This window comes from Streptomyces spinoverrucosus, assembly GCF_015712165.1.
Classification (GTDB): Bacteria; Actinomycetota; Actinomycetes; order Streptomycetales; family Streptomycetaceae; genus Streptomyces; species Streptomyces spinoverrucosus_A.
This window is the reverse complement of record NZ_JADPZX010000001.1, coordinates 3,538,242-3,550,089: the sequence shown is the minus strand read 5'-3', so window position 1 is coordinate 3,550,089 and position 11,848 is coordinate 3,538,242. Positions and strand designations below refer to the sequence as shown.

9 protein-coding genes are annotated in these 11,848 nt (G+C 70.0%); 6 read left to right on the top strand and 3 right to left on the bottom strand.

Features of this window, described 5'->3' with window-relative positions; genetic code table 11:
- Position 1 precedes the first annotated feature (1 nt).
- The 4 genes from nuoL (at position 2) to recQ (ending at position 7,305) form a co-directional block, all read left to right on the top strand.
- Positions 2-1,915, top strand: a complete 1,914-nt coding sequence (gene nuoL, locus I2W78_RS15925; protein WP_196460551.1) for an NADH-quinone oxidoreductase subunit L — start codon at positions 2-4, stop codon at positions 1,913-1,915.
- A gap of 5 nt (positions 1,916-1,920) precedes the next feature.
- On the top strand, positions 1,921-3,492 hold the full coding sequence (locus I2W78_RS15920; RefSeq protein ID WP_196460550.1) for an NADH-quinone oxidoreductase subunit M: 1,572 nt from the start codon (positions 1,921-1,923) through the stop codon (positions 3,490-3,492).
- Entirely contained in the window at positions 3,489-5,138 is a 1,650-nt protein-coding gene (gene nuoN, locus I2W78_RS15915) for an NADH-quinone oxidoreductase subunit NuoN (protein WP_196460549.1), read from the top strand. The genes I2W78_RS15920 and nuoN overlap by 4 nt, the downstream gene beginning before the upstream one ends.
- Before the next feature lie 190 nt (positions 5,139-5,328).
- Positions 5,329-7,305, top strand: coding sequence for a DNA helicase RecQ (recQ, locus tag I2W78_RS15910; RefSeq protein WP_196460548.1), 1,977 nt, complete (start codon positions 5,329-5,331; stop codon positions 7,303-7,305).
- A gap of 118 nt (positions 7,306-7,423) precedes the next feature.
- On the opposite strand, the gene I2W78_RS15905 is transcribed toward recQ, so the two are convergent.
- On the bottom strand, positions 7,424-8,362 hold the full coding sequence (locus I2W78_RS15905; protein WP_196460547.1) for a M56 family metallopeptidase: 939 nt from the start codon (positions 8,360-8,362) through the stop codon (positions 7,424-7,426).
- Between the two features lie 245 nt (positions 8,363-8,607).
- Positions 8,608-9,819: a fumarylacetoacetase gene (gene fahA, locus I2W78_RS15900; RefSeq protein ID WP_196460545.1), complete on the bottom strand. Its 1,212-nt coding sequence runs from the start codon at positions 9,817-9,819 to the stop codon at positions 8,608-8,610.
- Positions 9,820-9,981: 162 nt separating this feature from the next.
- On the opposite strand from fahA, the gene I2W78_RS15895 reads away from it, so the two are divergent.
- Together I2W78_RS15895 and I2W78_RS15890 are read left to right on the top strand one after the other, a co-directional pair.
- Positions 9,982-10,443, top strand: a complete 462-nt coding sequence (locus I2W78_RS15895; protein ID WP_196460543.1) for a carboxymuconolactone decarboxylase family protein — start codon at positions 9,982-9,984, stop codon at positions 10,441-10,443.
- Positions 10,444-10,508: 65 nt separating this feature from the next.
- A complete protein-coding gene (locus I2W78_RS15890) occupies positions 10,509-11,396 on the top strand; it encodes an HAD family hydrolase (RefSeq protein ID WP_196460541.1) in 888 nt (295 codons plus the stop codon).
- Here I2W78_RS15890 and I2W78_RS15885 read toward each other — a convergent pair.
- On the bottom strand, positions 11,360-11,848 hold the full coding sequence (locus I2W78_RS15885) for a transglycosylase SLT domain-containing protein (protein WP_196460539.1): 489 nt from the start codon (positions 11,846-11,848) through the stop codon (positions 11,360-11,362). The two genes, I2W78_RS15890 and I2W78_RS15885, sit on opposite strands and share 37 nt — an antisense overlap.

The following is an 11,848-nucleotide window of genomic DNA, read 5'->3' as shown; positions in this document are numbered from 1 at the left end:
AGTGGAGAACCTGATTGCGCTGCTGATCGCGGCGCCCCTGCTCGGAGCGGCCGTCCTGCTGTGCGGCGGCCGGCGGCTCGATGCCGTCGGCCACTGGATCGGCACGGTCCTCGCGTTCGTCTCCTTCGCCCTCGGCGCGGTCCTCTTCGCCGACCTGCTGGGCAAGGACGCGGAGCACCGGACGCTGAGCCAGCACCTGTTCAGCTGGATCCCCGTCGAAGGCTTCCAGGCCGACGTCGCCTTCCAGCTCGACCAGCTGTCGATGACATTCGTCCTGCTGATCACCGGTGTCGGCTCGCTGATCCACCTGTACTCGGTCGGGTACATGGAGCACGACGAGCGGCGCCGCCGCTTCTTCGGCTACCTGAACCTGTTCCTCGCGGCGATGCTGCTGCTCGTCCTCGCCGACAACTACCTGCTGCTGTACGTCGGCTGGGAAGGCGTCGGTCTCGCCTCCTACCTGCTGATCGGCTTCTGGCAGCACAAGCCCAGCGCGGCCACGGCCGCGAAGAAGGCCTTCCTGGTCAACCGGGTCGGCGACATGGGCCTGTCGATCGCGATCATGCTGATGTTCACGACGTTCGGCACCTTCGCCTTCGGGCCGGTGCTCGGCACCCACGAGGAGCCGGGCCTCGTCGGCGACACCTCCGAGGGGATGCTCACCGCGATCGGCCTGATGCTGCTGCTCGCCGCCTGCGGCAAGTCCGCCCAGGTGCCGCTGCAGTCCTGGCTCGGGGACGCGATGGAGGGCCCGACCCCGGTCTCGGCCCTCATCCACGCCGCGACGATGGTGACGGCGGGCGTGTACCTGATCGTCCGTTCCGGGGCGATCTTCAACGCCGCACCCGACGCACAACTGGTCGTCACGATCGTCGGAGCGGTCACGCTCCTGTTCGGTGCGATCGTCGGTTGCGCCAAGGACGACATCAAGAAGGCGCTGGCCGGTTCGACCATGTCGCAGATCGGCTACATGACCCTCGCCGCCGGCCTCGGCCCCATCGGCTACGTCTTCGCGATCATGCACCTGGTGACGCACGGTTTCTTCAAGGCCGGGCTGTTCCTCGGCGCCGGTTCGGTGATGCACGGCATGAACGACGAGGTCGACATGCGCCGCTACGGCGGCCTGCGCAAGTACATGCCGATCACCTTCGTCACCTTCGGCCTCGGCTACCTCGCGATCATCGGTTTCCCGGGCCTGTCCGGCTTCTTCTCGAAGGACAAGATCATCGAGGCGGCGTTCGCCAAGGGCGGCACCGAGGGCTGGATCCTCGGCGGCTGTGCCCTGCTGGGCGCGGCCATCACGGCGTACTACATGACGCGTGTGATGCTGCTGACGTTCTTCGGTGAGAAGCGCTGGCAGCCGGATGAGAACGGCAACGAGCCGCACCCGCACGAGTCGCCCAAGGTCATGACGATCCCGATGATCCTGCTGGCCGTCGGATCGGTCTTCGGCGGCGCGTTCTTCAGCATCGGCGACCGGTTCGTGCACTGGCTGGAACCGGTCACCGGCCATGACCACGGGCACCCGCCGGTCAGCGCCCTGACGGTCACGTTGTCCACGGTGGCCGTGATGGTGATCGGCGTCGCCGTCGCGTACGGGCAGTACGGCCGCCGCCCGGTGCCGGTCGTCGCCCCGCGCGGGTCGCTGCTCACCCGGGCCGCCCGCCGCGATCTGCTTCAGGACGACTTCAACCACGTGGTCCTGGTCCGTGGCGGCGAGCACCTCACGCGGTCCCTGATGTACGTCGACCACACCCTGGTCGACGGAGTCGTCAACGGCACGGCGGCCTCGGTCGGCGGCCTGTCCGGACGGATGCGCAGGCTGCAGAGCGGCTTCGCGCGGTCGTACGCGGTCTCGATGTTCGGCGGCGCGGCGATCCTCGTCGCCGCGACCCTGCTGATGAGGGCGGTCTGATACCGATGTCGTTTCCTCTGCTGACAGCGACGGCGGCGCTCCCGGCGCTCGGGGCGATCGCCACGGCCGCCGTCCCGGCCGCGCGGCGCACCGCCGCCAAGTGGCTGGCGCTGCTCGTCTCGCTCGCCACGCTCGCCCTCGCCATCACGATCCTGATCCGCTTCGACCCGGACGGCGCCCGCTACCAGCTCACCGAATCGCACGCCTGGATCGCCGACTTCGGCGTCCGGTACGAGCTGGGCGTGGACGGCATCGCGGTGGCGCTGATCGCGCTGACCGCCCTGCTGATCCCGTTCATCATCCTCGCGGGCTGGCACGACGCCGACCCGCTGGAGACCGGAAGCCGGCGGTGGCGGCCGACGCAGGGCTTCTTCGCCCTGATCCTGGCCGTCGAGGCGATGGTGATCCTCTCCTTCGAGGCCACCGACGTCTTCCTCTTCTACATCTTCTTCGAGGCCATGCTCATCCCGATGTACTTCCTCATCGGAGGCTTCGGGGACCGTGCCCACGAGCACGGCGAGCAGGTGGCGTCGACGCAACGGTCGTACGCGGCCGTGAAGTTCCTGCTCTACAACCTGGTCGGCGGTCTGATCATGCTGGCCGCGGTGATCGGCCTGTACGTGGTCGCCGGGAACTTCTCGCTCACGGAGATCGCCGAGGCCCGGGCCAACGGCTCGTTGGAGATGGCGACCAGCACCGAGCGCTGGCTGTTCCTGGGCTTCTTCTTCGCCTTCGCGGTGAAGGCGCCGCTGTGGCCGCTGCACACCTGGCTGCCCAACGCCATGCAGGAGTCCACCGCCCCGGTCGCCGTGCTCATCACGGCGGTCGTGGACAAGGTGGGCACCTTCGCGATGCTCCGCTTCTGTCTCCAGCTGTTCCCGGAGGCGAGCAAGTGGGCGACGCCCGCCATCCTCGTACTGGCGCTGATCAGCATCGTGTACGGCGCGCTGCTCGCGGTCGGCCAGCGCGACATGAAGCGCCTGATCGCGTACGCGTCGATCTCGCACTTCGGCTTCATCATCATGGGCATCTTCGCGATGACCAGCCAGGGCCAGTCCGGTGCGACGCTGTACATGGTCAACCACGGGATCTCGACGGCCGCGCTGATGCTGGTGGCCGGCTTCCTGATCTCGCGGCGCGGCTCGCGGCTCATCGCCGACTACGGCGGTGTCCAGAAGGTCGCTCCAGTGCTCGCCGGCACCTTCCTGATCGGCGGTCTTGCGACCCTGTCGCTGCCCGGCCTCGCGCCCTTCGTCAGTGAATTCCTGGTCCTGGTCGGCACGTTCGCGCGCTATCCGGTGATCGGCATCATCGCCACCTTCGGCATCGTGCTCGCCGCGCTCTACACCCTCGTCCTCTACCAGCGGACGATGACGGGCCCGGTGAAGCCGGAGGTGTCCGCGATGCCCGACCTCAGGGTGCGTGAACTGGTGGTCGTCGCCCCGCTGGTCGCGTTGCTGATCTTCCTGGGCGTCTACCCGAAGCCCGTCACGGACATCGTCAACCCGGCGGTGAAGCAGACCATGTCCGACGTACAGAAGCAGGACCCCCGGCCCGAGGTGGAGGCGGCCAAGTGAGCGCAACAGCCGTCCACAGCCTGTGGACAACCGCGGCCGATCCCATCGGCAAGATCGACGCGCCGAAGATCGAGTACGCCCAGCTCTCGCCCATCCTGATCGTGATCGGCGCGGCGATCATCGGAGTGCTGGTCGAGGCGTTCGTACCGCGCAAGTCCCGTTACTACGCACAGATGTTCCTGTCCGCCGTGGGGCTGACCGCCGGTTTCGCGGCGGTCGTCGCCCTCGCGGCGGACGGATACGGCACCACGAAGGCGCAGATCGCGGCGATGGGCGCGATCGCGGTCGACGGACCGGCCCTGTTCCTGCAGGGCACGATCCTGCTGTCCGGCCTGGTCGCCCTCTTCACCTTCGCCGAGCGGCGCCTCGACCCGGCCGCGCACGGCAACCGGGTCGACTCCTTCGCCGCGCAGGCGGCGTCGGTGCCCGGCAGCGACAGTGAGAAGGCCGCGGTCAAGGCCGGTTTCGCCACGACCGAGGTCTTCCCGCTGCTGCTCTTCGCGGTCTCCGGCATGCTGCTCTTCCCCGCGGCCAACGACCTGCTGACGCTGTTCGTGGCCCTGGAGGTCTTCTCGCTGCCGCTGTACCTGATGTGCGCGCTGGCCCGCCGCAAGCGGCTGATGTCGCAGGAGGCCGCGGTCAAGTACTTCCTGCTCGGCGCGTTCGCCTCCGCGTTCACGCTGTTCGGGATCGCGATGCTGTACGGCTACTCCGGCTCGATGGCGTACGGCACGATCGCGCAGGTCGTCGACGGCACCATCACCGACATCACCCCGGCCCTGGCGAACACCATGGGCAACGACGTGCTGCTGCTCCTCGGCACCGCGTTGATCGTGATGGGGCTGCTGTTCAAGGTGGGCGCGGTGCCGTTCCACATGTGGACGCCGGACGTGTACCAGGGCGCGCCGACGCCGGTGACCGGCTTCATGGCGGCGGCGACGAAGGTGGCCGCGTTCGGCGCGCTGCTGCGGATCCTGTACGTCGTGCTGCCGGGCCTGCGCTGGGACTGGCGGCCGGTGATGTGGGGCGTCGCGATCGTCACCATGCTGGGCGGAGCGATCGTCGCGATCACCCAGACCGACATCAAGCGCCTGCTGGCGTACTCGTCGATCGCACACGCGGGATTCATCCTCGCGGGCGTCATCGCGACGACGCCGGACGGTGTCTCGTCGGTGCTCTTCTACCTGCTGGCGTACTCGTTCGTGACGATCGGGGCGTTCGCGGTGGTGACGCTGGTACGGGACGCCGGCGGCGAGGCGACGCACCTGTCCAAGTGGGCCGGCCTCGGGCGCAGGTCGCCGCTGGTGGCGGCGGTGTTCGCGGTCTTCCTGCTGGCGTTCGCCGGCATCCCGCTGACCTCCGGGTTCGCCGGGAAGTTCGCCGTGTTCAAGGCGGCGGCGGAAGGCGGGGCAGTGCCGCTGGTGGTGATCGGTGTGATCTCGTCGGCGATCGCCGCGTTCTTCTACATCCGGGTGATCGTGCTGATGTTCTTCAGCGACCCGAAGCCGGAGGGGCCGACGGTGGCGGTGCCGTCGCCGCTGACGGTGACGGCGATCGGGGTGGGCGTGGCGGTCACGCTGGTGTTGGGTGTGGCGCCGCAGTACTTCCTGGATCTGGCCGGGAATGCCGGAGTGTTCGTGCGCTGACGCACCCCATGGGCGGCCCTCCCCGGTTGATCGGGGAGGGCCGTTTCGCTGTCCGGGGCCGATTGTTGTGGTCGTACGTTTGACCGGTTGCGGAGGGAGCCGCGGAAAGCCTGTGGATAACTCCGAGGCTGTCAGTGCGGGCGCCTATCGTGGACGCAGTGGTCGAGATACGACGTACGGGGGCACTGCGATGGGTGGGACAGGCGGGGTAGGTGGCATGGCGGCGGTAGCCGAGAGTGAGGCGTTGGCCGCGCTCCAGAGGGTCTTCGGGTACGAGGCCTTTCGTGGGGAGCAGGAAGCGGTCATCGAGCATGTGGTGGCCGGTGGCGACGCCGTCGTCCTCATGCCGACCGGTGGCGGCAAGTCGCTCTGCTACCAGATTCCGGCCCTGGTCAGACCCGGTACGGGCATCGTCGTCTCGCCGCTCATCGCGCTGATGCAGGACCAGGTGGACGCGTTGCGGGCGCTGGGTGTGCGGGCCGGCTTCATGAACTCCACGCAGGACTTCGACGAGCGGCGGGTGGTGGAGGCAGAGTTCCTCGCCGGTGAGCTGGATCTGCTGTATCTGGCGCCGGAGCGCCTGCGGCTCGACGCCACGCTCGATCTGCTGTCGCGCGGCAAGATCTCCGTCTTCGCGATCGACGAGGCGCACTGCGTGTCCCAGTGGGGGCACGACTTCCGCCCCGACTATCTGACCCTGTCGATCCTCGGCGAACGCTGGCCCGACGTGCCGCGGATCGCCCTCACGGCGACGGCCACGCGGGCCACGCACCAGGAGATCACCCAGCGGCTGAACATGCCGACGGCCCGGCACTTCGTGGCGAGCTTCGACCGGCCCAACATCCAGTACCGGATCGTGCCGAAGGCCGACCCCAAGAAGCAGCTGCTGAGCTTCCTGCGCGAGGAGCACGCGGGTGACGCGGGGATCGTGTACTGCCTGTCGCGCAAGTCGGTGGAGTCGACGGCCGAGTTCCTGAGCAGGAACGGGATCGAGGCGGTGCCCTACCACGCGGGCCTGGACGCGGGGACGCGTGCGGCGCACCAGTCCCGGTTCCTGCGGGAGGACGGGCTGGTCGTCGTGGCGACCATCGCCTTCGGGATGGGCATCGACAAGCCGGACGTGCGGTTCGTGGCCCATCTGGATCTGCCGAAGTCGGTGGAGGGGTACTACCAGGAGACCGGTCGCGCCGGGCGTGACGGGCTGCCCTCCACGGCCTGGATGGCGTACGGCCTCAACGACGTCATACAGCAGCGCAAGCTGATCCAGTCCGGCGAGGGTGGCGAGGCGTTCCAGCGGCGGGCCGCCGCACACCTCGACGCGATGCTCGCGCTGTGCGAGACCGCCCAGTGCCGCCGGGGCCAGCTGCTCGCCTACTTCGGCCAGGACCCGGACCCGGCCGGCTGCGGCAACTGCGACACCTGTCTCACGCCGCCCGAGACGTGGGACGGCACGATCGCGGCGCAGAAGGTGCTGTCGACGGTGGTGCGGTTGCAGCGGGAGCGGGGCCAGAAGTTCGGGGCGGTGCAGATCGTCGACATCCTGCTGGGCAAGCGCACCGGCAAGGTGATCCAGTTCGATCACGACCAGCTGTCCGTGTTCGGCATCGGCGAGGAGCTCGCCGAGGGTGAATGGCGGGGCGTGGTCCGCCAGTTGCTGGCGCAGGGACTGCTCGCGGTCGAGGGGGAGTACGGGACGCTGGTGCTGACCGAGGCCAGCGGCGCGGTGCTGCGGCGGGAGCGCGAGGTGCCGCTGCGCAAGGAGCCGAAGAAGCCGGTGGGCTCGCGGCCCGGTTCGTCTTCCTCCGGCCGGGGTGAGCGCAAGCCGAAGGCTGCCGCCGTCGAACTGCCCCAGGAGCTGCTGCCCGCCTTCGAGGCGTTGCGCGCCTGGCGCGCCGAGCAGGCCCGTGAGCAGGGTGTTCCGGCGTACGTCATCTTCCACGACGCCACGCTGCGGGAGATCGCCATGGTGTGGCCCACGTCGGTGGCCCAGCTCGGCGGCATTGGCGGCGTCGGAGAGAAGAAGCTGGCGACGTACGGGGAGGGCGTGCTGGCGGTGCTGTCCTCCCTGGGCGGCCCGCCCGGCTCGGCGCAGGCATCCGGCGGGGACGCGGGGGCGGACGACTGGCCCGAGCCGGATGCGGAGCCGGAGCCGGACGACTGGATATAGGCGACGGGGTGCGGGTCGGGGCGGACAGCGGCCGTCACGGTCCGCGGCTACGCCCTGTACCCGCTCGCAGGTACGGCAGCGCGGTCAGCCCGGGTTACGACAGTGCGGTGAGCCCGGTTTACGACAGCGCCGTCAGCCCGGGGGCGAACGTGATCAGCAGGGGCAGCAACGGCACCAGTGTCGCCGCCGCCGTCGTCAACGCCCGCTGTCTGCGGTCCAGCCGAGCGGGAGGCTCCAGAAGGCGGTCCACGCGTTCGCCCAGGAGGCGGTGGCTGGAGGCGCAGGAGAGGACGCCCCGGTGCTGGTTGAGTTCGATCAGGGCCAGCGCCGTGGTCAGGTGGCCGCAGCGGCGGGAGGCCGTGTCGTCGGCGGCGAGTTCGACCAGGCGGTGGGTCTGGTCGCAGAAGTGGGCGAAGAGGGGAACACGCGGGAAGCCGGTGGCCAGGGCTGTGGACAGGTGCAGCAGCCAGTCGTGGCGGGCGCGGGCGTGGCCGCGCTCGTGGGTGAGGACGGCGTCGAGCTGGTGGTCGGTGAGGCGGTGCAGCGCGCCGGTGGTGACGATCAGCTGGGGCGGGCTGCCCGGCATCCACCAGGCGTCGGGATACTCGTCCTCCAGGACCAGCAGTGGGCCGCGCGCCGCCCCGAGGCCCGCGGGCAGGTCGGGGGCGCGTTCGCGCAGGTGGGCGCGGGCCTGGCCACGGCGGCGCCGGGCCTCGAACAGCTCGCGCACGAGCATCGCGGTGGTCCACGCGGCACCGCAGGCCAGCAGCAGGGTCAGCGCGGCGGACCAGGGAGGCGCCGCCGACAGGTCGTAGGCGGCGGCCACGTGCGGCGGGGCGGGGGCGAAGACCTGGTCGCGCACGGTCTGGAAGACGGCCGCCGCGCCCAGGACCAGCGCGGTCAGACAGCACAGCAGAACGGTGGCGACCAGGCACTGCCACACCCACAGCCCGACGACGGGCTCCCTTTCGGGCCAGGCCGCCCGGACCAGCGCGCGAGGAACCGGTACGGCGGCCGTCAGAGCGACGGCGCTGAGCAGGAGCAGGCAGACGGTCATGCCACGGGCTCCGGATCCTGGTCGGGAGTGGGGCGGCTTCGGGTCGGTGCGGTGCGGGCGGAGGTCACGCGCCGTACGCCACGCGCCGTACGCATCGCACGTCCGTGCCACACGCCGTACGCATCACGTCCGTGCCATACGCCGCATCGCACCTCCACGCCACGCGTGGCGCGCACCGCCCGCCGCCAGTATGACGGTGACGGGCGGCTGTAGTCAGTGCCCGGACCATCGCTGTCGCGGAAACCTCACCCCGCGACGACCCGCCCAGTCACCTCCCCCAGCCCGACCCGTGCTCCGCCCGCCCCCGGAGCCCAGGCCGTCATCGTCACGACGTCGCCGTCCTCCAGGAACGTCCGCTTGCCTTCGGGGAGTTCGAGGGGGTCGCGGCCGTTCCAGGTCAGCTCGAGAAGAGAGCCGCGTTCGTGCTCGCTCGGGCCGCTGACCGTGCCCGAGCCGTACAGGTCGCCGGTGCGCAGGGAGGCGCCGTTGACGGTCATGTGGGCGAGTTGCTGGGCGGCGGTCCAGTACATGGTGGAGAAGGGAGGCTCCGAGATGACGTGACCGTTGACGGCGACGGAGATACGGAGGTCGTAGGCGCCGGGTTCCTCGTCGGTGTCGTCCAGGTAGGGCAGCAGGGGGTGCGTCCGCTCGGGCGGGGCCACCCGCGCCTCGTCCAGCGCGTCCAGCGGGGTGATCCACGCCGACACCGAGGTGGCGAAGGACTTGCCGAGGAACGGGCCGAGGGGGACGTACTCCCAGGCCTGGATGTCGCGGGCGGACCAGTCGTTGAGGAGGCACAGGCCGAAGACGTGGTCGCGGAAGCCGGACAGCGGTACGGGCGTGCCCATCGCCGACGGGACGCCGACCACGAAGCCGACCTCGGCCTCGATGTCCAGGCGGACGGACTGGCCGAAGACCGGGGTGGCGTCGGCCGGGGCCTTGCGCTGGCCGGAGGGGCGGACGACGTCCGTGCCGGAGACGACGACCGTGCCGGAGCGGCCGTGGTAACCGATCGGCAGATGCTTCCAGTTGGGGGTGAGGGAGTCGGCCGCGTCGGGGCGGAAGATCTGCCCGACGTTCCGGGCGTGGTTCTCGGACGCGTAGAAGTCGACGTAGTCCGCGACCTCGAAGGGGAGGTGCAGGGTCACCGAGGAGAGCGGGTGCAACAGGGGCGCGAGGGTCTCGCGGTGGGAGGGCACGGTGACCCAGGCGGTCAGGGCGCGCCGGACGTCCGACCAGGCGGTGCGGCCCGCCGCGAGCAGCGGGTTCAGGGTCGGGCGGGCCAGCAGGTCGGCGTACGGGGAGCCGAGCGCCAGTGCGGCCGCGCCGGCGTCGAGGACGTGGTCACCGAGGCGGACACCGACCGTCCGCTCGGTGGAGCCGACGGGTGAGAACACACCGTACGGAAGGTTGTGCGGACCGAAGGGGTCATCCTCGGGGACATCGAAGGGGGGCATGGGGTGCTGCCTCACTTTCGTACGCGCGGTCCATGCGGTCGCGGATCACGTTACGGCGGTGGCCCCTGTTCGTCTCGCTGCCCCGTCACAACGACCGCCTCCGATCCGTCAGTGCAGTGAAAGCAAGCATCGCATCGGCCACTGACAACAGGAGGCGGCACCATGCAGGCACGGATGACGAACCCGGCGTACGTTCTCCCGAACGCGATGAAGGGCATCGGCGCCCTTTCGCAAGCCATCGGGGAGGGCGGCCTGTCCCAGGAGCTCGCGGAGCTCGTGGGGCTGCGGGCCAGCCAGATCAACGGGTGCGGCGCGTGTGTGTACGGGCACGTGCACAATCTGCGCAAGGCGGGCGTGAGCGAGGAGCGCATCGACTCGGTCGCCGCCTGGCGGCACGCGCCCTACTACAGCGACGCCGAGCGCGCCGCGCTGACGCTCGCGGAGCGGATGACACGGCTCGCCGACCGCTCGGACGAGTCGGTTCCGGACGCGTTGTGGGACGAGGTCGCCGACCACTTCGACGAGAAGGAACTGTCGGCGCTCATCCTGACCATCTCGCTGACGAACATGTTCAACCGGATCAACACCACGATCGGGGAGCCGGCGGGCACCACGTGGGGGTGAAAAGCAGACAGGTAGAAGATAGTTGGGGATGAACGGTGTGGGTGCGGTGTCCGTATTCTCTGATCATGGCCGCACCCACCGCATATGCCGCGCGCATCGAATACGCCCTCATCGCCACTGACCTGGACGGAACCCTGCTCCGTGGCGACGACACGGTCTCCGACCGTTCGCTCGCCGCGCTCGCGCGGGTCTCGGCGGCCGGTGCCCGGCATCTGGTGGTGACCGGACGGCCGGCACCGAGAGTGCGGCCGCTGCTGGAGTTCCTGGGCGGCGGGGGGCTCGCGGTGTGCGGGCAGGGCGCGCAGTTGTACGACGCCGGCGCGGACCGTCTGCTGTGGTCCGTCACGTTGGACCGGGAACTCGCCGAGACCGCCCTCGGCAAGATCGAGGCCGAGGTCGGCCAGGTGTACGCGGCCGTCGACCAGGACGGCGTCGACGGGCTCACGCTCATCGAGCCCGGCTATCTGATGCCGCACCCCACGCTGCCCGCGGTGCGGGTCGAACATCGCGACGACCTGTGGTGCGCGCCGATCAGCAAGGTGCTGCTGCGCCATCCGACCCTGTCCGACGACGAGTTGGCGGCGGTGGCCCGCACCGCGGTCGGCTCGCTCGCGACCGTCACCATGTCGGGGCCGGGGACGGTCGAGCTCCAGCCGTGCGGTATCACCAAGGCGACCGGGCTGGCGCTGGCGGCCCGGCATCTGGGCCTTGGCCCGCAACAGACCATCGCCTTCGGGGACATGCCCAACGACATCCCCATGTTCGACTGGGCGGCCCACGGCGTCGCCATGGCCAACGCCCACCCCGAACTCAAGGCGGTGGCCGACGAGATCACCCTGTCGAACGAGGACGACGGCATCGCCGTCGTCCTCGAACGACTCCTCGCCCGGGCTCAGTACGCGCCCAGGCTCCCGGCTCAGTACGGGCCGAAGACGTTGTCGATGGAGCCGTAGCGGTCGGCCGCGTAGTTGCAGGCGGCGGTGATGTTGGCGACCGGGTCGTACGGGTCGTACGCCGTGCCGGGCACGTGGTAGGCCGCGAAGGTCGGGTCGATGACCTGGAGCAGGCCCTTCGACGGGGTGCCCTTGGCGGCGTTGGAGTCCCAGTTGTTGATGGCGGCCGGGTTGCCGGACGACTCACGCATGATGTTGCGGTGGATGCCCGCGTACGAGCCCGGAATGCCGTGCTGCGCCATGACGGCGAGCGACTCGCGGATCCAGCCGTCGAGGTTGTCCGGGTACGTCGTGGCGGTGCTCACGGCGGTGGCGGCCGTGGGGGTGGCGGCGGAGGCGCTGGTGGCCCCGATCAGCGGGAGGGCGAGCACGGCCGCGCCGGTACCGACGACGGCGAGCTTGCGGGCGATACGTGCAGAGCGGGAGCGGGCGTTCTGACCGTTTGCAGACAT

Bases quoted from the DNA above. Each gene is read 5' to 3' on its own strand.
- I2W78_RS15920 (WP_196460550.1), top strand. From the start codon at position 1,921: ATGTCGTTTCCTCTGCTGACAGCGACGGCGGCGCTCCCGGCGCTCGGG.
- recQ (WP_196460548.1), top strand. From the start codon at position 5,329: ATGGGTGGGACAGGCGGGGTAGGTGGCATGGCGGCGGTAGCCGAGAGT.
- I2W78_RS15905 (WP_196460547.1), bottom strand. From the start codon at position 8,362: ATGACCGTCTGCCTGCTCCTGCTCAGCGCCGTCGCTCTGACGGCCGCC.
- fahA (WP_196460545.1), bottom strand. From the start codon at position 9,819: ATGCCCCCCTTCGATGTCCCCGAGGATGACCCCTTCGGTCCGCACAAC.
- I2W78_RS15895 (WP_196460543.1), top strand. From the start codon at position 9,982: ATGCAGGCACGGATGACGAACCCGGCGTACGTTCTCCCGAACGCGATG.
- I2W78_RS15890 (WP_196460541.1), top strand. From the start codon at position 10,509: ATGGCCGCACCCACCGCATATGCCGCGCGCATCGAATACGCCCTCATC.
- I2W78_RS15885 (WP_196460539.1), bottom strand. From the start codon at position 11,848: ATGTCTGCAAACGGTCAGAACGCCCGCTCCCGCTCTGCACGTATCGCC.